17 protein-coding genes, 1 tRNA gene and 2 pseudogenes are annotated in these 21979 nt (G+C 41.6%); 13 read left to right on the top strand and 7 right to left on the bottom strand.

The genetic code is table 11. The features are described from left to right. The first annotated feature begins 278 nt into the window (after positions 1-278). Positions 279-440: a DUF2256 domain-containing protein gene (locus tag AC2SLM_RS09165; protein ID WP_296404418.1), complete on the top strand. Its 162-nt coding sequence runs from the start codon at positions 279-281 to the stop codon at positions 438-440. Between the two features lie 88 nt (positions 441-528). On the opposite strand, the gene AC2SLM_RS09160 is transcribed toward AC2SLM_RS09165, so the two are convergent. After that, the gene (locus AC2SLM_RS09160; protein ID WP_486553379.1) at positions 529-1464 is read right to left on the bottom strand and encodes a bile acid:sodium symporter family protein; all 936 of its coding nucleotides are present in this window, start codon (positions 1462-1464) and stop codon (positions 529-531) included. A gap of 332 nt (positions 1465-1796) precedes the next feature. On the opposite strand from AC2SLM_RS09160, the gene AC2SLM_RS09155 reads away from it, so the two are divergent. Beyond that, entirely contained in the window at positions 1797-2966 is a 1170-nt protein-coding gene (locus tag AC2SLM_RS09155) for a tetratricopeptide repeat protein (RefSeq protein WP_486553377.1), read from the top strand. Between the two features lie 392 nt (positions 2967-3358). Further along, complete coding sequence (locus AC2SLM_RS09150) at positions 3359-3793, top strand: hypothetical protein (protein ID WP_486553375.1); 435 nt, start codon at positions 3359-3361, stop codon at positions 3791-3793. A gap of 279 nt (positions 3794-4072) precedes the next feature. On the opposite strand, the pseudogene AC2SLM_RS09145 reads toward AC2SLM_RS09150, so the two are convergent. After that, positions 4073-5256: pseudogene (locus tag AC2SLM_RS09145) on the bottom strand (IS3 family transposase). 305 nt (positions 5257-5561) lie between these two features. Between AC2SLM_RS09145 and AC2SLM_RS09140 the strand changes: the two are divergent. After that, a complete protein-coding gene (locus tag AC2SLM_RS09140; protein ID WP_486553373.1) occupies positions 5562-6284 on the top strand; it encodes a hypothetical protein in 723 nt (240 codons plus the stop codon). Positions 6285-6294: 10 nt separating this feature from the next. Here AC2SLM_RS09140 and AC2SLM_RS09135 read toward each other — a convergent pair. Then, positions 6295-6609, bottom strand: a pseudogene (locus AC2SLM_RS09135) (transposase); the annotation flags it as partial. 579 nt (positions 6610-7188) lie between these two features. On the opposite strand from AC2SLM_RS09135, the gene AC2SLM_RS09130 reads away from it, so the two are divergent. Together AC2SLM_RS09130 and AC2SLM_RS09125 are read left to right on the top strand one after the other, a co-directional pair. Next, the gene (locus AC2SLM_RS09130) at positions 7189-7503 is read left to right on the top strand and encodes a helix-turn-helix domain-containing protein (protein WP_486553371.1); all 315 of its coding nucleotides are present in this window, start codon (positions 7189-7191) and stop codon (positions 7501-7503) included. Further along, the gene (locus AC2SLM_RS09125) at positions 7472-8431 is read left to right on the top strand and encodes a reverse transcriptase family protein (RefSeq protein ID WP_486553370.1); all 960 of its coding nucleotides are present in this window, start codon (positions 7472-7474) and stop codon (positions 8429-8431) included. The genes AC2SLM_RS09130 and AC2SLM_RS09125 overlap by 32 nt, the downstream gene beginning before the upstream one ends. A 120-nt stretch (positions 8432-8551) precedes the next feature. On the opposite strand, the gene metH is transcribed toward AC2SLM_RS09125, so the two are convergent. Continuing rightward, entirely contained in the window at positions 8552-12379 is a 3828-nt protein-coding gene (metH, locus tag AC2SLM_RS09120; protein WP_486553368.1) for a methionine synthase, read from the bottom strand. 192 nt (positions 12380-12571) lie between these two features. On the opposite strand from metH, the gene AC2SLM_RS09115 reads away from it, so the two are divergent. Beyond that, positions 12572-13258 (top strand): fasciclin domain-containing protein, encoded by a 687-nt coding sequence (locus tag AC2SLM_RS09115; protein ID WP_486553366.1) that lies wholly within the window; start codon positions 12572-12574, stop codon positions 13256-13258. 122 nt (positions 13259-13380) lie between these two features. Here AC2SLM_RS09115 and AC2SLM_RS09110 read toward each other — a convergent pair whose 3' ends face one another. After that, positions 13381-14928: an alanine/glycine:cation symporter family protein gene (locus tag AC2SLM_RS09110; protein WP_486553365.1), complete on the bottom strand. Its 1548-nt coding sequence runs from the start codon at positions 14926-14928 to the stop codon at positions 13381-13383. Between the two features lie 559 nt (positions 14929-15487). Between AC2SLM_RS09110 and AC2SLM_RS09105 the strand changes: the two genes are divergently transcribed. The 3 genes from AC2SLM_RS09105 to AC2SLM_RS09095 all read left to right on the top strand — a co-directional run bounded on the left by AC2SLM_RS09105 (position 15488) and on the right by AC2SLM_RS09095 (position 18066). Then, complete coding sequence (locus tag AC2SLM_RS09105) at positions 15488-16099, top strand: LemA family protein (RefSeq protein ID WP_486543448.1); 612 nt, start codon at positions 15488-15490, stop codon at positions 16097-16099. Positions 16100-16234: 135 nt separating this feature from the next. Beyond that, positions 16235-17434, top strand: a complete 1200-nt coding sequence (locus AC2SLM_RS09100; protein ID WP_486553363.1) for a TPM domain-containing protein — start codon at positions 16235-16237, stop codon at positions 17432-17434. Positions 17435-17490: 56 nt separating this feature from the next. Then, a complete protein-coding gene (locus AC2SLM_RS09095; RefSeq protein ID WP_486543446.1) occupies positions 17491-18066 on the top strand; it encodes a TPM domain-containing protein in 576 nt (191 codons plus the stop codon). A 120-nt stretch (positions 18067-18186) separates the two neighbouring features. Here AC2SLM_RS09095 and AC2SLM_RS09090 read toward each other — a convergent pair whose 3' ends face one another. Next, complete coding sequence (locus AC2SLM_RS09090) at positions 18187-18954, bottom strand: SIR2 family NAD-dependent protein deacylase (protein ID WP_486553361.1); 768 nt, start codon at positions 18952-18954, stop codon at positions 18187-18189. Between the two features lie 113 nt (positions 18955-19067). Here AC2SLM_RS09090 and AC2SLM_RS09085 point away from each other — a divergent pair, with 113 nt between their 5' ends. Together AC2SLM_RS09085 and AC2SLM_RS09080 are read left to right on the top strand one after the other, a co-directional pair. Further along, positions 19068-19505, top strand: coding sequence for a hypothetical protein (locus AC2SLM_RS09085; RefSeq protein ID WP_486553359.1), 438 nt, complete (start codon positions 19068-19070; stop codon positions 19503-19505). Positions 19506-19748: 243 nt separating this feature from the next. After that, on the top strand, positions 19749-20657 hold the full coding sequence (locus tag AC2SLM_RS09080) for a hypothetical protein (protein ID WP_486553358.1): 909 nt from the start codon (positions 19749-19751) through the stop codon (positions 20655-20657). A gap of 69 nt (positions 20658-20726) precedes the next feature. Here AC2SLM_RS09080 and AC2SLM_RS09075 read toward each other — a convergent pair. Further along, positions 20727-20803: transfer RNA gene (locus AC2SLM_RS09075), tRNA-Arg, on the bottom strand. Between the two features lie 409 nt (positions 20804-21212). Here AC2SLM_RS09075 and AC2SLM_RS09070 point away from each other — a divergent pair. After that, the gene (locus AC2SLM_RS09070) at positions 21213-21857 is read left to right on the top strand and encodes a c-type cytochrome (protein ID WP_486553356.1); all 645 of its coding nucleotides are present in this window, start codon (positions 21213-21215) and stop codon (positions 21855-21857) included. Positions 21858-21979: the final 122 nt, after the last annotated feature.

Genomic DNA, 21979 nt, shown 5'->3' with positions numbered 1-21979 from the left:
AGATGAGCTAAGAGTGCTCGTTGATGAGTCGGTTTATATTTATAATCATATGAGACCGCATTTAAGTTTGAATATGAGAACGCCTTTCGAGTTTCATCAAAGTTATGGGTGTTCTGCATAGAAAAAACCAGATACACGGGGTATCTGGCTTGTTTTAAATCATCAACCTATTTTAGGACGAGACATTTAAACAGCGATACTATGGTGTCATTTAATCAAAAGTCGGTAATCAGAAGTTAGAAAACAGAATTTAAAACAGAAGATAGGTAGGAGACGGTATGGCACACAAGAAAAAGAACGTCCGTAAAAAAGAATGTCCCATCTGCCAGCGTGAATTTAGCTGGAGCAAAAAGCTTGATAAAAACTGGGATAGTATGGTCTATTGTTCGGATAGATGCCGACGGGTGAAAACCTATGAGGGTGTTGAGAAGCCAGATTAGGGGTGTATAGTAGACAAATAAACCTAAAAAAATTTGCCGCGAAATATGCGACAACTTAAACGCTTAAAGACCATTAAATACTAGCCAATCAATCCTTGCCTCTATCTTGACGCACAAAGAAGTTTGCCACCAGCGCACCACTAAAGTTATGCCAAACGCTAAATAGCGCACTTGGTAGGCTAGCCGCAGGATTAAAGTAAGTGGCTGCTAGTGCCGCGCCAAGTCCAGAATTTTGCATACCCACTTCTACCATAATAGCGCGTCTTTGCGCTTCGCTAAAGCCACTTATGCGTGCGATCAAATAGCCTAAGGCGTAACCAATACAGTTATGCAGTGCCACTACAATAAAGACCAAAACGCCGCTGGTTAAGATCGTGTCTCTAGACACCGCTACTACTGCAGCAATAATTATCGCAATACCAACGACTGACACTGTTGGCAAGATATCATTTGCCATTTTAGCCTTGTTACCCAGTAACTTATGAAACAATAACCCCAGTATTATTGGAATAATAACCATCTTAGTGATAGATATCATCATGCTGGCTAGCTCTATCTCGATCAATTGTCCAGCAAAGATTTTAAGTAAAATAGGGGTAAGTATCGGGGCTAGCAGAGTAGAGATTGAAGTAATAGAGACGCTTAAAGCCACATCGCCCTTCGCCAAAAAGGTAATGACATTACTCGACGTACCCCCTGGACAACAACCGACCAGTATCACACCAACGGCAATTAAAGGGTCGAGATTAAAAGCGATGGTTAATAGATATGCGATTAACGGCATTAAAGTAAACTGAGCCAATAAGCCAACCAATACCAGCTTAGGACGCTTAACTATTTCAACGAAGTCGTCTGTCTTAAGCGTCGTTCCCATACCAAACATAATTATGCCCAAAATTGGCACTATGAATTTGGCTAATGATGCAAAAAACTCAGGGAATATAAAACCTAACACAGCACTAACCAGCGCCCATATTGCAAAGGTTTTCCCTATCCACTGCGAGGCTGCGGCAATTTTACTCAAAATCGACTCCTTTCAAAGTATCAGTCATTATTTTAATCATCGTCTCGTTAAAGATAGATAAAATTACCATATATTCAAAGCATAAGTCATAAAATATAGTTATATACAAAGTGAAGGTTAGCTTATTAGTTGCATACAGAGTAGATTTATTTGTTAAGCTATAGCAAAACAATAAAGTACTTATCCCAAAATGCCTAAAATGGTTTTAATCTCAATTCGTTTGTCAGGAATACAACGCTTGCATACTTCGCGATAGTTCAATTTTTACTCAGTAACTCAACAAAATCTCCTCGCTTAATAGGTCTAAATAGCCGCATAACCAGAGATAAAGTATGCCCTTTAAAAAAACCTCATCAAACATCAAACCGAATAAAAAGTTAAATAAAAGCAAGACTAAAACGTTTAACTATAAAAAAAAGACCCTCTTTGATTTCAAAAATAAAACATCATTTAAACCATGGTCTAATTCTTTATCTCAATCGCTATCTCAATCGTTATCTCAATCACTATCAAGTCGCTGGTCTAAAAAGGGTCAGGTTGCTAGCGATTTAAACGGCAATCACTTAAAAGCGATTAGCCAAAAGTCAAACGTTAAGCCTCAATCGTTTTTGTTAATTGTTATGGTTATTTTTGCGTCGTCGGGAATGGTATACAAGGCTTATGCTGACTGCGACTGTTTAATAACAGACGATAGAACGGCTGAACCGTTAGACACCCAAAGCAAGTTAAATATACAGGGCAATAACGGTGAAAAGGTTCACAACGAAGTATACGCATCAATACAAAAATATGCTGAGAAGGATCCCGTCCTTGTTCAACAGCACGTGGCGACCCAGCAAATATTTCATTCAGACACAACCACCGATGTTGATACAGGTGTCGCAACCTTTACAAAGCTTGCCAATGAAGGCGATGTGGGTATGCAATTTGCCCTTGGCATGATGTACAAAACGGGTAGTGGGGTCGAGCAAGACTATGACAAAGCACTACACTGGTTTAACAAAGCTGCCAATGAAGGCGATGCAGGCGCGCAACATTTCCTCGGCGTGATGTATCAAGAAGGGGAAGGCGTACCTCAAGACTATAGTAAGGCAAGGGAGTGGTACTACAAAGCGGCTATACAAAACGAAGGCATCTCTTTATACAACCTTGGTTTGATGTATTTAAACGGTGAAGGGGTCGCCCAGAATTATGACCATGCTATTGACTGGTTTGAAAAATCAGACAGCGTAGGTTATGTCGGTGCCCAATATAAATTAGGTGAGTTATATGAGCAAGGACTAGGCGTCCCTCAAAATTATGAGACGGCTATTCGCTATTATCAAAAAGCTGCCGATGATGACTACCCAGAAGCCGTCTACAGATTAGCTGAAATGCATGAGAAGGGTATTGGCGTCGCGCAGGATTATACCCTTGCCAAAAAGATGTATCAGCAAACGTGCGATATTCAATATGAAGCAGGATGCGCCAAGGTTGAAGCATTGGTAAATAAGGGATATTAGCGCTCTATTTATCTAATACCTTTTCTATAAAATACCCTATCCTTTTTAAGCTCGGTCAGGCTTACTGAACCTACTATTTGTAGGGTTTGATTTGTTTCGTTGGTAAAGGCCTACCTCGATAGGTTAATTTCTAGATTTGGCATAACTGGTTATGTAGCTAATCCTGCTATCCGCTACTATCAGGGCTGAACCGCACCTAAGGCAAGGTTCTATAACTGTTTAGCTGTCTGGTTTGCTCTTATAAATGGATAAAAAAATGGTGCGCGAGGCGCACCCTACATAAACTCTATTCGATTTGCTCCTAATTATCACTTTTTTTGAAAAAGTGTACGTTAGCCCTGCGTTATGTATATAATTAATCTTATTAAATTTGCTAAAAATTGAGGGTTTCTATGGGTTTATATATAATAATATTGTTAGTATCACTAGTAGTAGTTTGCTTTGTAACATACATGGTTTGTATAGCATTAGATAAATTTATCCCAATATTTAGCTTTTTATCCCCTTTAATTGCTGGCATTGTAATACCTATCTATGCACTATTATACGCATATATATACCAACTATTTGTATCATTACCTGAGAATCCTTATTCATATAGTAATTACGGCTTGGTGGGTTTTTCTATACTTCTTGTCCTTATGGGATTTACTGATAATAATACAAGAACAACAAAATCCGGAAAAGCTGATAAACGTTTCAAAGAGCAGTATGATAGTGAGGGGATGGCGGTAAGCCTATGGTGCTTTGTTGCAGGACTTTGTAGTTTAGGAGTTTCTTATGGAATTAATACATATTTAGATGGTTTAGGGGTTATTTTAAGTTAATATTTCACTTTTATTTAAATTTGTAAATTATTATTTAAGATTATTTAAAATTTTAATTTTTTATCTACTGTGCTTTAATCAAAGTTTTAATGTTAAGCCAAGTTACAAGCAATATGACAATTATAGTTCCAACTACATATTCATAATAAAATCTCTTGATTATCAAGATCTCTAAGTAACTATAATAAATTCAAAGCTTTCGATTTTAGTCAATTAATAGGGAAATACCCCTAAATTTAAAACACTAGATAAGTAGAACTAAGCTGCCATATTAAGTTTCTAAATCGGCGTAAAGCCACCATTACCCATATTGGGTCTCTCGTTATTATAGTGATTGATCCAAGCTTCAGCCTGCTGTCTCACTTGATCTAAACTTTCAAATAATTCCTGATTAAGCCAATCATAACGTACTGTTTATTAAAGCGCTCGACATAAGCATTTTGCTGAGGGATTACCAGGCTCGATATACTCGATAACGATACCTTGCTTAGTTGCCCAGTCCTTTAAATCATTGCTAATATATTCAGGACCATTATCACATCTGATTTGATCAGGTTTACCACGGCATTCTATCAGCTGATTTAAACTGCGTATCACTCTTTGATCGGGTAGTGAGAAGTCGACTTCTATGGTTAATGCTTCACGATTAAAGTCATCAATGACATTAAAGAGTCTAATAGACCGACCATCGGTTAAGGCATCGTGTATAAAGTCCATACTCCAGCTTTGATTGACGCAAGTGAGTACAGCAGGCTTTTTTGGTTTGTCTCGTTTAATACGGCGGCGAGGCTTGATTCTCAGGTTTAATTCAAGCTCACGGTAGATACGATAAACACGCTTATGGTTGTAAGGTAATCTGAGTACATTTCTTAAGTATAGAAAGCATAGCTTAAAGCCCCAGTTTTTATGGTCGTTTGTCAGATCAATCAATAGCTTGGCTATCTGCTCATTATCATCCGCTGTCTTTGGCTGATAGTAATAGCAGGTTATGCTGATGTTAAAGATCAGACAGGCTAAGCGTACGCTAATGGCTCTGGCTTTGATGTAATGCTGATCAAGCTCTTTGCGCCTAGAGGGCGCTACCACTTTTTGACATAGCATCCTGTAAGATGTCTGATTTAAGCCTTTCCTCGGCGTACATCTTCTTTAAGCGAGCGTTCTCAGCTTCTAATTCTTTAAGACGGGTAATCAGTGAGGCGTCCATATTTGCTTCGAATTTCGCTATCGCTACGTCTTGCATCGCTAAAACAGTCTCCCAGACTGTTTCTTAACGTTCCTCATTATAAAAGTGCTCTGACTTATATTACTACGAGCATAGCTCTTCGTCTTGCACTTCGGGTTACTGTCCACTGGACAGTAACTTATCCTCGCTCATCACGAAGTATGTCACTGACTGGTACGCCTTGTTCTGCCTGTTTGAGAATATTAACGATCTGAGTGTCGGTAAATCTTGATTTTTTCATGTCGAAATCTCTTGCTAGTATTTTAGCAGTTAGTTTCTACTTTTACGTGTTATTATTTTTTGGGGTGATTACCGAAGTTTTCACAGATTGGTGAAAGAGGGCAGTTATCCAACGGATTGGGAGCGGAAAGGTTGAGTTTCCCAAAAGTTTTGCGACAAGTTTAGAGTAAGGGGTAGGGTGCGCCGTGCGCACCATTTAAGGTATGATTGGTGCGCGAGGAGCGCCCTACGGGGGCTACAGTAATATCGTTAAGAATTAAGTATTTACAATAATGTTAAAAGATATACAGATAGAAGGAATGTACTATGAATACAGATACAGTTGATATGATAGTTGAATCAACAAAAGGTTTTTATAAGGATCTGCAAGAAGACCCAAATGGTAGATATCGTTCTTGGGAACATTGTTATTATGATTTTTATCATGCTCGTGGAAACAAAATTGCAGATATTGACCATCTGAGCCTTCAACTTGCTTTTTATCTTGCCAGTTGGGGAATGTATCGTGGGTCATCGTTTTTATTATGGAAAGACTATAAAGTTCACACACCAGTTGTTGAGGAAATATTGAAAGAAAAATATGATCCTTTAATGGGAATAAAGAGTGTAGTACTAAAAGAAGCTTACAATCAAAATTTACTTAGTAAATTGTATGACTTTATAAATGATTATTATAAAAATATTAGAGAAACTATAAAAGAGGGGGTGAAAAGCGATGTTTCACCTATTCTTATTACAAAAGTATTAATGGGAACAATGGGGTGTGTTCCAGCATACGATAGGTTTTTTATTGCTGGAATAAAAAATCAAAAAGTGGCATCAGGAAACTACAATCTTAAATCTGTTTTACAGCTGGTTGACTTTTATGAAGAAAATAAATCTATACTAGAACCTGTTAGAACTGAAATGAAAGTAGATGATGGTTTACTATACCCACAAATGAAACTGTTGGATATGGGATTTTGGAAGATTGGCATTGGTTTAGAGGTTAATAAAGGCACGGAAATACCCCCAAATTTAAAACACTAAATAAGTAGAACTAAGCTGCTATATTAAGTTTCTGAATCGGCGTAAAGCCACCATTACCCATATTGGGTCTCTCGTTATTATAGTGATTGAGCCAAGTTTGGGCTTGCTGTCTCACTTGATCTAAACTATCAAACAACTCCTGATTAAGCCAATCATAACGTACTGTCTTATTAAAGCGCTCAACATAGGCGTTTTGCTGAGGATTACTAGGCTCGATATACTTGATGATAATCTCTTGTTTATCAGCCCAGTCCTTTAAGTCATTGCTGATATACTCAGGACCATTATCACACCTGATTTGATCAGACTTACCGCGACTTGCTATTTGGATTTAACTTTAACGACCCTATTAGGTAAAGCAAGTTAATTTAGATTATAAAGTTCGCTATACGCGATTATTTATTTGCAAATAGCGAATAAAAATAGTTGACATAATCTTTTTTATATCTATAATTAGCTGTGTTAGTTGATGTATAGACGAATAACTCATCATGAATACTAGGTAAGATTTTTACCTGCGGAGAATTAATTTTCTCTACCTCTTACTGGGCTCATGCGTTCTCGACTCGACGTATCATAATAGCTCGGTATATAGTGCTTACTTGCGATGAGTGCTAGCAAGCACTCTGTAAGGATTGACCGCTGATTAAGTCTATCTTTCTAGTTACGATGAGGATGCTAGTAATTCCACTAGCATTAACTAGGAGAAGCTTATATGAAGAAATCAACTAATAATCAGCACCCGCCTAAGAAAAGCAAAAAATGGTCAAAAAGATTTCCCTTTTGGTTAATAGAAGCTTTTAAGGTTATTTCAAGTATCCTCAATATCTTTAAGTTTATTGAAAGATTCTTTGACGAATAGCCCTTAGGCGTTGTCCTTAACAGTTTTGTTATGGAGTCTAATATGCTTAGTAATGCGTTAAAAAAAATACGTTTGTTTCATAACATGAAACAAAATGAACTTTCTCAACAGCTAAATATCTCTAACTCTTATCTTTCTGAAATTGAAAACGGAAAAAAATCTCCAAGCATCGAACTCTTACAGAGTTACGCGACAGTTTTTGATATACCTGTTTCCTCTCTTATATATTTCTCAGAACAGCTAGAGAATGAAGGTAAAATCTCTAAAAGCTTTAGAATAAAATCGGCAGGATTTGTCTTAAAGCTATTAGATTGGAGCATTAAAAATGAGCAAAAGGAAACTAAAAGTAAAAGCTAATAAAACGTATCCTTTAAATCAATGCAGGCTATATAAGGTTACAAGCTTAAGAAAACTTTGTTCAATTCTGGAAATAACTAAAGAAGAGTTACTTTCATTGATAGCAGATTCTGAAAAAAATGATTTCTATAACTGCTATAACAATAAAGAAGGACGCCTAATTCAAGAACCTAGAAAATTGATGTATCGTGTGCATAATCGAATAGCTAACTTATTATCACGGGTTGAAACACCAGGATATATTCATTATTCAAAAAAGGGTTACTCTCATATCAGTAATGCAGAAGTACATCTAAATTCGAATCAACTTATGACATTTGATATTAAATCTTATTATCCAAGTATTAGTCTTGAGTCAATAAGAAAGTTTTTTAGACATCAGCTTAAGTGTGAGCAGGATATCGCTTACCTTTTATCCAAGTTATGCACTCTTGATGGTTCATTACCGACAGGTAGTCAAATTAGTGTTTATCTATGTAATTTAGTTAATTTAGATATGTTCGATGAAATGAAACTACAATGTGAAAGGTTTAATCACAAATTTACAGTTTATGCGGATGATATTACGATATCAGGAGAGTCTGTAGATGAAAGCCATTACAATGTAATGAGGAAAATTCTAGAGCGTTATGGTTATAAGATTAAAGATAGCAAAACCAAACGATATACCTCAAACCAAATCCCGATAGTTACAGGTATAGCGCTCACAGAAAAACTAGATGTAAAGAATGATTTTTATATGGAATTAAGGCAGTTATGCGAAAGTATTAATTTTAATATAGATAATACGTCTTATGCCCAACTTAAGGACGAATATTACTCTCTTAAAGGCAAAGCTCAGTATGTGAAGCAATTAAAACAAAAAGTCCCAGGTTTTGTATTTGAGACTCAAAAGAAGTTGGAAAAGATACTAGAAGGACAGCTTTGACTTTAACCTATTAAAATTAATGATATAGATTTCAATATACTAGCTTATAAATAAAAAAGCAGGATTAGCTACAAAAACCAATCCCGCTTCAAAAATAGGATAGAAAAATCTAACTGACACCTAAGCTAAATTCGGATTTAACCACTTCTCAGCCGTCTTCATATCCCAATCCTTGCGTTTGGCATAGTCCTCTAACTGATCACGGTCAATTTTACCAACATTGAAATACACACTTTCAGGATGCGAGTAATAGAAGCCACTAACCGAAGATGCTGGCCACATCGCATAGCTCTCAGTCAGATAAGTGCCGATGGCGTTTTGGGTATCGAGCCAATCAAATAGCTTACCCTTTTCGGTGTGTTCAGGGCAGGCAGGATAGCCGGGGGCAGGGCGGATGCCGACGTATTTCTCTTTAATCAGCTCTTCATTGGTCAGCTGTTCTTGTGGCTGATAGCCCCAGTATTGGGTACGAATCAATTCATGCAGATGCTCAGCAAAGGCTTCTGCAAGGCGGTCACATAAAGCCTGAACCATAATGGCGTTGTAGTCATCACCCGCTTCCTTAAAGCTGTCAGATAGCTCTTGAGCACCTTCAATAGAGACGGTAAATCCACCCAAATAGTCGGTGTGATCATCCAAAGGAGAGATAAAGTCTGCTAAGCTAAAGTTCGGTTTGCCACTGGCTTTGTCAGACTGTTGGCGTAAGTGCTCGAACACATGAGTCGGCTTACCTCCCTCAGATATTGGTTTATCATACACGGTGACGGTATCAGGTGCGGTACGCTTGGCCGGCATGATTTTAAACACGCCTTTTGCGGTGACCAATCCCTCATCAATAAAGCGTTCGAGTAATTCTTTGGCATTGCCAAATAGGTCTTTGGCCTCGGCGCCTACGACATCATCGTCAAAGATTTTGGGATATTTACCGACCAAGCCCCATGAGATAAAGAAGGGCGTCCAGTCAATATAAGACAGTAGGTTGTCGATAGGGTAGTCGTCTAGGATGACTTGCCCTTGCTGGTTTGGTGTGGGCGGCGTGTAGTCTGCCCAATCAAACTGAAAGCCTTGTTCAATCGCTTCCGCATAGCTTAATTTGGCTGCTTTAGGTTTGCGATTTGCCAGACGTTGACGTACTTTTTCATACTCTTCACGGGTCTCTTTAATCAAATCGACTCGGTGTTCTTTTGACAGCAGTTTGGTGACGACACCAACAGAGCGTGAGGCATCGGTGACGTATATCACCGCATCATTTTGATAATGGGGTTCGATTTTGACCGCGGTATGGGCTTTAGAAGTGGTGGCACCACCAATCATTAGCGGCAGGGTCATGCCACGCTCTTGCATTTGTTTGGCGACATACACCATTTCATCAAGGCTTGGGGTAATCAGCCCAGATAAACCAATGATATCGGCTTTTTCCGCTATGGCCGTGTCGAGGATTTTATCGCAAGGCACCATCACCCCAAGGTCGACAACGTCATAGCCGTTACAGCCAAGTACCACGCCGACGATGTTTTTTCCGATATCGTGTACGTCGCCTTTGACGGTCGCCATGACCACCTTACCTTTGACCTCACCTTCCACTTTTTCAGCTTCGATATAGGGGTTTAACACCGCCACTGAGCGTTTCATCACACGGGCGGATTTGACCACTTGCGGTAGGAACATTTTACCGGCACCAAATAAGTCACCGACCACGTTCATGCCGTCCATCAAGGGGCCTTCGATGACCTCTAACGGCTTGGCATATTTTTGTCGGGCTTCTTCGGTATCTTCATCAATATAGGTGGTAATACCTTTTACTAGCGCATGTTCAATCCGTTTTTCAACTGACTGCTCACGCCACGATAAGTCAACGGTGCCATCATTCTTTTTGCCGCCAGCCACATAGCCTTCGGCGACGGTCATTAAGCGTTCGGTGGCATCTTGTCCGCTGTCACCTTGATTGCGGTTGAGCATCACATCTTCGATGGCATCACGGGCTTCTTTTGGTATTTCGTCATACACCTCTAGCATGGCAGGATTGACGATACCCATGGTAAGGCCCGCCTTAATGGCGTGATATAAGAACACGGCATTGATGGCTTCACGAATTGGGTTGCCTCGGAAGCTAAACGAGACGTTTGACACACCCCCTGATACCATCGCATTAGGGAGGTTATCCGTGATCCATTTGGTGGCATTAATAAAGTCAGCGCCGTAGTTGTTATGCTCAACGATACCTGTGGCGACGGCAAAAATATTCGGGTCAAAAATGATATCTTCACTAGGAAAGCCGACTTCATCGACTAAAATGTCATAACTTCGCTTACAGATATCAATTTTGCGCTCATACGTATCGGCCTGACCCTCTTCATCAAATGCCATAACAATGACCGCGGCACCATAGCGCATACATAGCTTGGCACGTTCGACAAACTCTTCATACCCTTCTTTTAAGGAAATTGAGTTGACGACTGCTTTACCCTGAGTGCGTTTTAAGCCCTCTTCAATGATATCCCATTTTGAGGAGTCAATCATTAGTGGTACACGGCTGATATCAGGCTCGCCAGCGACTAAGTTTAAGAAGTGAATCATCGCCCCTTTGGAGTCGAGCATGCCCTCATCCATGTTGATATCGACGATTTGAGCGCCGCCTTCCACTTGGTTTAAGGCGACTTCTAATGCTTCGGTAAATTCGCCCGTTTTAATGAGGCGTAGGAATTTTTTTGAACCTGTTACATTGGTACGCTCACCAACGTTGACAAACAAGCTGTCTTGATTGATAGTAAAAGGCTCTAAGCCAGATAGACGGCAGGCAGGGGGAATGGTTGGGATTTCACGCGGCTTATACTGCTGCATCACATCATGAATGGCTTTGATGTGCTCAGGGCGAGTACCACAACAGCCCCCGACGATATTAAGCAGTCCTGATTTACCAAAGCCATCAAGCAGGGCAGCGGTCTCCTCAGGCGTCTCATCATATTCACCAAATTCGTTCGGCAAGCCCGCATTGGGGTGAGCAGACACATAAGTGTCGGCAATATCCGATAAGGTTTGGATATGTGGCTTAAGGGCATCGGCACCTAACGCACAGTTAAAACCGACGGATAAAGGCTTGGCATGGCGAATCGAGTTATAAAACGCTTCGGCAGTTTGTCCAGATAGCGTACGCCCAGAGGCATCGGTAATCGTACCCGATATCATAATCGGCAACTCAAACCCGATAGTTTCGAACACACCGGTTACAGCAAATATAGCGGCTTTGGCGTTTAGGGTATCGAAAATGGTCTCGATTAAAACCAAATCAATACCGCCTTCAATTAGGGCGTATAACGCTTCAGTATAGTTATCGACCAGTTCATCAAAGGTCACATTTCGATAGGCAGGGTCATTCACATCAGGTGAGAGTGAGCAGGTGCGAGACGTGGGGCCAATAACACCCGCGACAAATCTGGGTTTATCAGGATTTTCAGCCGTGAATTCATCGGCAACCGAGCGGGCAAGGCGCGCCGCTTCTCGGTTAATCTCTGGGACCAAGTGCTCCATGGCATAATCCGCCATAGAAATCTGGGTAGCATTGAAAGTATTGGTCTCGATGATATCGGCACCGGCAGTCAAATGATCACGGTGAATACTTTTGATAATATCAGGCTGAGTTAGTACCAATAAATCGTTATTACCCTGTACATCTTGCTCAATATCAGCAAATCGCTCACCACGATAATCCGTCTCTTGTAGCTTAAAGGTTTGGATTTGTGTACCCATTGCGCCATCAAGCATCAAAATACGCTGTGCCAATTGCTCAGTGATACGGTCACGAACGGTGAGCTGTTGCTCTTTAAAGGGGAACTCTGAAGGTGGCACTAGATTAAAATTATCAGGATTGTGTTCTTTTTTCTCAGGTGCGTCTGAGTTGGCATTTTGGGTATTGGGCTTTTCGTTATGTTCGGGGTGTGAGCAATTCATGGGTTAGATTTCTTATACAAGTAGGTGAAGTACAGTGGGTTAGATTTTAGGTGATTAGATGCTATATTAGCAAATTAGGCGAGCGTTCAAGTCGTACGCTTGGGTCACTGTCGCTCTATATAAGTCTGAGCAATTCTGAGCAATAATGTGCCACGCCTTATTAATCATCAGAATGGACACAGGATATTTGTTATGACAAAAAGTGCTAAAGGACTGTCACTGTTAGCAATGGCAATGACCTCATTGCTATCGGCAGGGTGTCAAAGTGCCCCGCAAGCAGCCGATAATAACAACACCCAATCAGTGTTGACGAGTACCAATACTCAAACGACCACAAAGCCAAAAACTACGGCCAATCAAGGGATAGCGCGAGGCGGTGCGACTCATATTGTTAGTAATAAATCAACAGTCCAATCGGCTACAGCGGTCAATACGCAATACGCGTCAATGAGTGCACTGGATATGGCACGGATGGATCCAAATTTATCTATTTTGGTAGAAGCGGTTGAGGCGTCTGGTATCGCAGGTATGCTAAGATTTGCTGGCAATGATTATACCATCTTTGCTCCAAGCAATGCGGCGTTTGAGGATCTGTTCAGCGAGACCACCTTGACCAAGCAGAAGCTATTAGCCGATAAGTCTCTCATCCGGTTGCTATTAGCTTATCACGTGATTAAGACCAACGATCCACTACTGGCCTCACAATTACCCAAAGGTAAGGTAACAACTTATGGCAAACGAGTTTTAACGGTGACCCCACAAGGCAGTTTACTTGATGGTAAAGGACGTACCGCGCATATTATTTATCCCAATGTGATGACTAAAAACGGCTCGGTGCATGTGATTGATAAGGTGATGTTCCCACCCAATCCTTCTTGATTCCAAACGGTCTAGTTCTTTTAAATTAGGGCAGGATTGCTCTACCATTATTAATCATGACGCACAAAAAAACCGATAGCCTAAGCTATCGGTTTTTTATAGATATTGAGGTTAGTTAATAACTATTTAACATCAATATCTTTTTTAGCTTTTAAGCTGTCTTGATGACACTCTTCCCAGTAAGTAGCACCTTTAATGCCAAACTTAGCAGGATCAAACACAAACCGCTTAGCGGTTGTACCACCGCCCGCTTTAAGCTGAGCTTCGTAGTCTTTAAGGATATCAAGTGCAGGACGCGCCACGAAGAATACGATGATAATACCAACGATGTTCAACCATGCCATCAGACCAACACCAACGTCGCCAAGGCCCCAGATATAACCTGAGCTGTTCAATGCGCCGTAAGCAACCATAATCATAATGACCACTTTAACGGCAAACAGACCAACTTTACTAATACTACGGCCCATAAAGCGGGTTAAGTAAGCAATGTTCACTTCAGCGATGTAGTAGTAAGCCAAGATAGTCGTGAATGCGAAGAAGAATACAGCGATAGCGATGAACGAATCACCGAAGGTACCGTATACTGATTCCATAGCCATCTGAGTGAACGATGGTGAGCTAATAGCAACATCAGCAGCAACGTTTTGTACGATGAATTGACCGTCAGGCAGTGTACCCTGAATGTTGTACATGCCAGTTGATAAAATCATGAATGCTGTTGCAGAACAAACCAATAACGTATCAACGTATACTGAGAATGCCTGTACTAAACCCTGCTGTGCAGGATGGTCAACGGCAGCAGCAGCTGCTGCGTGAGGACCTGTACCTTGACCGGCTTCGTTAGAGTAAACACCACGTTTAACACCCCAACCGATAGCTGCACCAAAGCCTGCTTGAGCCGTAAAGGCATCACCAATAATCATACCAAATACTTCAGGTACTTTACTAAAGTTAGTGAACATGATCAGTAGGGCTAGGATAATATAACCCAGTGCCATGAATGGAACAGCATATTCAGTGAAATTTGCAATACGCTTAATACCACCAAAGATAATAAAGCCAAGTACCGCTAGAATGATAACCAAAGCGATTAGACGGGTTGAACCCACGTCCATGCCTAGGAAGTTCATTACTGAGCCTTCACCTGCGACCTGCGCTACAGCGTTAACAACACCGTTGGCCTGTACACCGGGTAAGAAGACACCACAAGCGATAATGGATGAGATGGCAAATAAGATGCCGTACCATTTTTGACCCAATGCTTTTTCGAAGTAGTACGCAGGGCCACCACGGTATTCGCCGGTTAAGGTGTCACGTTCTTTATAAATCTGACCCAGTGTTGATTCTACATAGGCGGTTGACGCGCCCAAGAAGGCCACAATCCACATCCAGAATACAGCGCCAGGGCCACCAAAGCCGATAGCAGCGGCAACACCAGCGATGTTACCCATACCGACACGGCCGGCAAGTGAAACAGCTAGAGCCTGGAATGACGAAATACCATCATTATCTGGCTTGCCTTTAAATAGCAATCTGATCATTTCACCAAATAGGCGAACTTGAACGAAACGGGTTAAAATTGAATAGAATAAACCTGCGCCCAAGCAGAGATAAATAAGCGCAGGGCTCCAAATTATATTGTTTAAAGCGCTAACAATGCCTTCCATAGTGTACTTTCCTGATTTTCAGTAATACTGAATCGGTTTACCTGTTATATTGTGTCACTAAATACATGTCACTTAAAATCTTAGGCTGTGTACAGTGCTTATTTAATTAATGGGTAGGCATGCAAGCAAATCTGACCGCGACAATTAAATAAGTACAAACACCTGAACAGACTTTACGAGAGTTCAACTGTAATGCAGCTTAGTTAAATGTTACACAATCGTATGTCTTAGTAACTGCAATTTGCCACAAAAAAAGATAAATTGCTAGATTATTTTTTATGATTTTTTTAATTATCAATCCTAAGGCAGGGGTAATTGCAGCCGATTTATCACAAAATTTAGTTAAATTATTATTGTTATTCTGGTTGTAATTAGGTAACAATAAATTGTATTAATTATGCTTTAGCCTCATACACCAGTACAATTGCAGACATTCAGCATTTAATTTTAATCACTCTAAATTTGTTGACTTGTGGCGCCTATGGTCTTTGTTATTAGCAGTTAAAAATAGGCGTAATTGTATAGTCATATTTTTTTAGGAACCTTGGAGCACATATCTATGTCACGCAAATCAATAGCGAAACCTATTTTATTATCGATGGTTTTAGCGACCTCAACAGTCGGTTTATCAGGCTGCGGTTACAACAACCTACAAGCTCAAGATGAGCAAGTGACCGCTGCTTGGTCAGAGGTCGTGAACCAATATCAGCGCCGTGACGATTTGGTACCAAACTTAGTACAGGTTGTGAAGCAGTATGCGCAGCAAGAGCAAGATGTGTTCACTCAAGTGGCAGAAGCACGCTCAAGAGCGGGCAGCATTCAGCTAACGCCTGAGGTGTTAAATGACCCAGAAGCGATGGAGAACTATCAAGCAGCGCAGGCTGAAATGACCGGTGCTTTATCTCGCTTAATGGCAGTCTCTGAGCGTTATCCTGAGCTTAAATCAGACCGTTTGTTCCAAGATTTACAAGCGCAGTTAGAGGGTACTGAAAATCGTATTGCTGTGGCGCGTAACCGTTATATTCAAGAAGTGCAGAGCTATAACACTTCGGTACGCCAGTTCCCAACAAATATTACTGCCAAAGTATTCGGTCTAGATCCGAAGCCAAACTTTAGCGTTGAGAACGAAGATAAGATTTCAACGGCGCCAGAAGTTAACTTTGGTGACTAGTTCTTTAACACCAACAACTAACGACTAACGACGCTAACCGTGATGGATTAATTAGCCTAGTATGTTCGCCTTAACAGTTCAGGTTAAGGCGACCTTTATTTCATAAGTGAATCAGAATAAGTGGTGATGATGCACATGCAAAACTTAAAACGTAGCTTGTCAGCAGTTTCGATAATAGGGGCTAGCTTGTTAGCCATGCCTATAAGCTTTGCGGCTACCGACGAGGCCAGCAGTGCAGCATCCACTCAGTCAGCGCAGCGCTTTACCGACTCGAGCGTTGAAGATATGGTAGCGATTGCTAAAGCCGGACAGCAAAATGAAGCGATTAACGATGCGGTCTTAGGTAATGAGGCAATTCGTGATAATTTACCGAATATTGGTGAAGCCAGTGCCGATGATGAAGCACAGAACGGCCAATCTCAAACCGGTTCAGTTGCTAGCGCACCGCCACGTCAATCTACGGCGGAAGCGGTTGAATCAGATAAGCTGATATTAAATTCGCCCGTGGTAGACCAAGCCAATGTATTAACCCCACAAGAAAAGCAAATGCTTAGCCAAAGGCTGCGTCATATTTATGACCAAGGCTTGGCACAGGCAGCACTGGTATTGGTACCAAGTACCAATGGTATGGATATTTTCCAGTATAGCTTAGAGGTTGCTGAGCGTTGGGAGCTAGGTGAGGCGGATACCGATGATGGTTTGCTCATTTTAGTCGCCGTGAATGACCGCAATATGTATATTCTCTCAGGTTACGGCCTAGAGGGCGTGCTACCTGATGCGGTATTAAACCGTATTATCGATACCGAAATTATGCCGTCATTCAAGCAAGGCGATTACGCCGGCGGCTTAATTAAAGGTATCAATCGTATTGAGGAGCGTTTGGTCGCTGACCCCGATATCCTTGCTCAGTCTGATGCCGCTGCTGAGAAACGTAGCCAAAATCAGTCGGCCGATGCAGAAGCACCGTCACTGTTCGGAACTTTCTTAATTGCGCTAATTTTTGGTATGTTTATCACGGCGGTGCTTGGGCGTATCTTAGGCTCTCTAGTTGCGACCGGTGGTTTTGTTTTATTATCACTTGGTAGCGGTGGCAGCTTTATTATGACGCTGTTCATGGCAGTATTCTTGTGGCTGTTCCTTATCTCACGCGGCGGTGGCGGCGGTAAAGGTAAGGGCGGCGGCCGTGGTGGACGTCGTGGCGGTGTTGTCTTCTTCCCTGGTGGAGGATTTGGCGGCGGTGGAGGCGGCGGCTTCGGTGGTGGTGGATTTGGCGGCGGCGGTTTCGGCGGTGGGGGCGGCGGCTTCGGTGGCGGCGGCGCTGGCGGCTCTTGGTAGACGGTTGATAGTGGGCTGATTTTTAATATAAGTATACGGTTTGAGGTAAGATATCTATGCAACACCAAGCGAAGCCTGACATGATACCTGAGCATCCCAACACTGCCGAGGGTCATACCAATAGCAGCCAGCCTAGCTTTGCTAGATTGTGGCGTCAGGCTATTTTTATTCCTATTTTGCACAATCGTTGGCTAAACGATGCAGTGACCGACCGCTTAACTCAAAGGGTTACTGAAGCCGAGAAGGGGCATCGCGGTGAAGTATTCTTAGTGATTGAGAACCATCTGCCGATTAATATTGCTTACCATGTGGGCAGCCGTGAGCGGGCGATTGATTTATTCAGTACCTACCGTGTTTGGGATACCGAAGAGAATACCGGCGTACTTGTCTATGTCAACGTTTGCGAACATACGCTTGAGATTGTCGCTGACCGCGGTATTAACTCACACGTCAGCCATACTGTTTGGCGTGCTATGTGTGATAAAGCCTTAGCCGGCATGTCAAAAGGTAAAATGGAGCAAAGCTTGTCAGATTTATTAGATGAAATTGGACAATTGCTGCGTCAACATTATTATCTGGAGCATGATCCAGAAGGTAACGAGCTGTCTGATACGGTGGTATTTTTAAAATAGCGCACTCATATTCTTATTGATCAAATATAAGTCAATAAAAAAGCCAAACTTTAAGAGTTTGGCTTTTTTATTATAGACTTAAGCGTGTAATTAGTAGTCTGCTACAGACAATTGACTCAGTTAATTGATTAGTGAATCAGCCAGTTTGGGTAATAGTTCACCGGCCTTCCCTTCTAAAACCACATCAATGAAACTGGACTGTGTGGGATTTAAATTAACCTCAATAATATGTGCGCCGTTTTGTTCGGCCAATTGTGCCAATCCTGCCGCAGGATAGACCAAACTTGAGGTGCCAATACTGAAAAACACATCACAAGTCGCTGCGGCCGTCTCCGCATATTGCCATGCACCTTGCGGCAACATCTCTCCAAACCACACAATATCAGGACGAATATAACCATCACACTGCGGGCAATGTAATAACTGCTGCTGCGTATAGTCGATGGCCTCGTTATACGCCGCCGCACACTGACTGCATTTATTTTCCCATAGATGGCCATGCAAATGCGTCGCCATACTGCCAGCTTGCTCGTGCAAATCATCAACATTTTGGGTAATAAGGCTCAGCGTTTTACCTTGCTTATCTGCCCATTGCTGCAGCTGCGTTAATGCATGGTGAGCAGGGTTTGGCTGTTTGTCTTTGACCAAGCCGCGTCGCCATTGATACCAAGACCAAACCATCTTTGGATCACGCTCAAACGCATCAATACTTGCCAAATCCTCAGCACGATAATTCTCCCAAAGCCCTGTTTGCTTATCCCGAAAAGTAGGAATGTCGCTTTCAGCTGAGATGCCAGCACCGGTCAAGATACAGATATGTTCAGCATCTTTAAGTAGCTCAATAGCCTGAGTCATGGCAGAGTCTAAAGCATTTAAATCAGTCATCATGCATTGTCCAATAATTGTTATTTGCAAAGTGTCTTAATGATTAAACAGACGTAATCTCTCTATCAGTATTATAGATTATGTATCATAATACAATATCAAGCCTAGGAGGATATATGAATCAGACGATAAGTGGCACCGTGCTGCTGGCAGCGGTTGTGTTGTGTGTACTGGTATTATTTATGATTAGTTTTATCAAAAAGCCAAAGGTAGCAGATGCCAAAAAAGGTAGCAAGCCATCAAGACTGGGTAAAGGACGTAATGCAACCGACACAGCAAAGCCGAAGTTCAACAGTAAGCATGGCGCCTTTAGTGGTAAACCAAACAGTCAAATTAGTAAGCTTAAAGAGTGTATCTCAAAGCACTTTCCTGACTTTACGGCTATTGCACGCGAGAATCATTTGATATTAGAGCGCAATGCCAGAAAAGTAGCCATGCTCACTTTGGATACCAATGCCGCTCTGGGTCGACGTCGTCTTGGTGATGTGGCGGTGATTAACTTTCATCAATTACCCAGCGTGGAAGAATTAAGAATCGAGTTAAGCGGTGTATAATAAAAGTATATAAAATAAGTCTTTTATTCAAAATATTTGCACATGCCTTGACTCGCGTGGGTTTGACTTTATAAAAGATGTGTGGCTAGATTCAGGATTAATAATAGAGTGTAATTGTTATTGTTAATGGCTCTGTTATGTGTACGTCTTTATATACGCTCTTATTGATGGATTGATGCTGATTGTGACAGCAGGGCGTTTGAAACTCGACTTTTTCTTTATTATCAAACAAATGGATTTATTATGGAGTGGCAAGATGAAACTACTTTTCAGGACGTTAAATCAAGAAATGAGAACAGACCTGATACAGGTTTCTTATCTTGGTCAAATTATATCAAGCAGTACAGAGATGATCCTGCCATGCGTTTTGAGGCCGCACAAGAGTTTTTACCTTGGCCACTAGGATTTAAAGAGTCTATTTTGGCATTACGTGCAATTATCCGTGATAAAAAGAAAGACAATGTCGATTTTGAGCCAGAGCTGCAAGCCCTCTATAAACTAGCGGCTTGGGATTCCTTTTGTCCAAAGCAGTCACAGCGAACAGGCGAGACAGGATTTAAAGTCTTCGATACCATTCCAGGTGGTAATGTTGCGAGTCTAGAAATTGATTATGACAAGCTTGGCTATAAGGAGCTTAAGCTGCTTAATAAAACTGATGCAAAGCTTTTAGTACAATATTATGGCGAACCACAGCAGCATACGACTTTAAATCATCTGTATCTAGATAACTGGCAAAAAGCCGAAGATCGATATCTTGAGCAGCAATCCGTACAAGCACCTGATGACTCAAAAGAAGAATCGAATGCTCATGTAAGTGCATCGGTTGAATCTGAGCTAGGTCAGGAGTCTGATTCTGGTTTAAGTAGTGCATCGACCCCTGCACCCGGTCAGCCTGCCAAAGTACTCAGCTATGATTCGAAAAGGCAGCGTTCAGATGATAGCCAGTCAGCAAATAAACAGTATTCTGTAATGGCTGTATCTCAAAAACGAGCAAAGGCGCAGCGAGTGGCTGGATTTGTAAAGCAACTATTGCAAGACAAAGTGCTTAGTAAAGCGGCACGTGGCATTAAGCGCCTATCTTATAAAAAGAAGCTTTGGGCTATTCTTAGTGTGGGCTGTCTGGTGGTCGCAAAGAGGGTGGGGGCGAAGTAAAGCATTAATACTTTTATAGAGCCTTAGAATATGAGAGGCGTGGTAAGATAATATAGAGCCAAGAAATAATGGTGCGCTTGGCGGGAATCGAACCCACGACCCTCGGCTTCGGAAACCGATACTCTATCCAACTGAGCTACAAGCGCATATATTGAACGGTTAAATCACACGAACCATCCCGTGTAGCTGCCTAGATTTAGATAGACGGTTAGCGATGGTTCAAGCCCGCTAGTCTAGCAAAATCCACCAAAAAAACCAATGCTATTGACTTTAATAAATGGCATAGGCGGCTGTAATTTGATACATTACTGTTTATTAACCGACATAAAATTGCAATAAATAGCTAAAAACAGGTCATTTGTCGTAATAGTCACTATTCAAGCATGGCTTTTAGTCCCTGTTTTCCCCTATAATATCAGGGAAAAGAATTTCCTACTAATTTTATATTGCTAAATTAGAACAATTCAATCAATCATACACGACGGCTTAAGCCTTCTTAGCCATTATTACGCCATAGAAGCCTGGGTACGTCGCTCTAATAAGAGATTGTGACGCATGAAAAAAATCGTGATGTTATCCGCTGCCGCCATCCTTGGTCTATCAAGCATTTCTTTTAGCCAAGCCGAAGACGTCATTGATGCAGCCGCTGAAGGCGATGCTGTAGAACAAATAGCTGCCACAAGTGATGACGCTGCCACCGACGAGGCAGCCACTGATGAAGATGCTGCTACAGAAGACGGCGCTGAAGCCGAAGAGGGTGCCGAAGGTGAAGAGGCTGAAACAGCCGCCGCACCTGCTGCAGAAGAAGAGCCTATTCCACAAGATACGCCGCAAGTTCAGAAGCTTATCGCTTTATACCCTAAGCTGGTTCAGCGTATTCAGCCTTACGGGCAGGTTTGTTTTGACGGCGAAGAGTGTGATATTACATTGACTGCATCTGGCGCTTCAGCTGATGGTGAGCCACGTGATGGTAAAGCAGTTTATGATGCGATTTGTCATACTTGCCATGCCTCTGGTCTATTAGGCGCACCAACAGTGGGTGACGCTGGCGCATGGGGTGCTCGTATCGGTAAAGGTAAAGAGACCTTATATAACCATGCTATTAACGGCTTTAATGCAATGCCTGCAAAAGGTGGTGCTGATATCCCTGATGAAGAAGTACACAACGCTGTTGATTACATGGTAGAGCAATCTAGCTAATCTGACTTTATGTAACCAAACGCTTTACTTAGTTAATTAGATACTCTCAAAGAAAAGACGCTTACCGCAAGGTGAGCGTTTTTTGTTGTTTTTATTTTAACTATTAACCTGCGCTGATAAGC

The organism is Psychrobacter sp. CX16 (assembly GCF_057396245.1).
This window is presented reverse-complemented; position numbering and strand designations above follow the sequence as displayed.

Coding starts and splice junctions, on each gene's coding strand:
- AC2SLM_RS09165 (WP_296404418.1), top strand. CDS start 279: ATGGCACACAAGAAAAAGAACGTCCGTAAAAAAGAATGTCCCATCTGC.
- AC2SLM_RS09155 (WP_486553377.1), top strand. CDS start 1,797: ATGCCCTTTAAAAAAACCTCATCAAACATCAAACCGAATAAAAAGTTA.
- AC2SLM_RS09150 (WP_486553375.1), top strand. CDS start 3,359: ATGGGTTTATATATAATAATATTGTTAGTATCACTAGTAGTAGTTTGC.
- AC2SLM_RS09140 (WP_486553373.1), top strand. CDS start 5,562: ATGAATACAGATACAGTTGATATGATAGTTGAATCAACAAAAGGTTTT.
- AC2SLM_RS09130 (WP_486553371.1), top strand. CDS start 7,189: ATGCTTAGTAATGCGTTAAAAAAAATACGTTTGTTTCATAACATGAAA.
- AC2SLM_RS09125 (WP_486553370.1), top strand. CDS start 7,472: ATGAGCAAAAGGAAACTAAAAGTAAAAGCTAATAAAACGTATCCTTTA.
- metH (WP_486553368.1), bottom strand. CDS start 12,379: ATGAATTGCTCACACCCCGAACATAACGAAAAGCCCAATACCCAAAAT.
- AC2SLM_RS09115 (WP_486553366.1), top strand. CDS start 12,572: ATGACAAAAAGTGCTAAAGGACTGTCACTGTTAGCAATGGCAATGACC.
- AC2SLM_RS09110 (WP_486553365.1), bottom strand. CDS start 14,928: ATGGAAGGCATTGTTAGCGCTTTAAACAATATAATTTGGAGCCCTGCG.
- AC2SLM_RS09105 (WP_486543448.1), top strand. CDS start 15,488: ATGTCACGCAAATCAATAGCGAAACCTATTTTATTATCGATGGTTTTA.
- AC2SLM_RS09100 (WP_486553363.1), top strand. CDS start 16,235: ATGCAAAACTTAAAACGTAGCTTGTCAGCAGTTTCGATAATAGGGGCT.
- AC2SLM_RS09095 (WP_486543446.1), top strand. CDS start 17,491: ATGCAACACCAAGCGAAGCCTGACATGATACCTGAGCATCCCAACACT.
- AC2SLM_RS09090 (WP_486553361.1), bottom strand. CDS start 18,954: ATGATGACTGATTTAAATGCTTTAGACTCTGCCATGACTCAGGCTATT.
- AC2SLM_RS09085 (WP_486553359.1), top strand. CDS start 19,068: ATGAATCAGACGATAAGTGGCACCGTGCTGCTGGCAGCGGTTGTGTTG.
- AC2SLM_RS09080 (WP_486553358.1), top strand. CDS start 19,749: ATGGAGTGGCAAGATGAAACTACTTTTCAGGACGTTAAATCAAGAAAT.
- AC2SLM_RS09070 (WP_486553356.1), top strand. CDS start 21,213: ATGAAAAAAATCGTGATGTTATCCGCTGCCGCCATCCTTGGTCTATCA.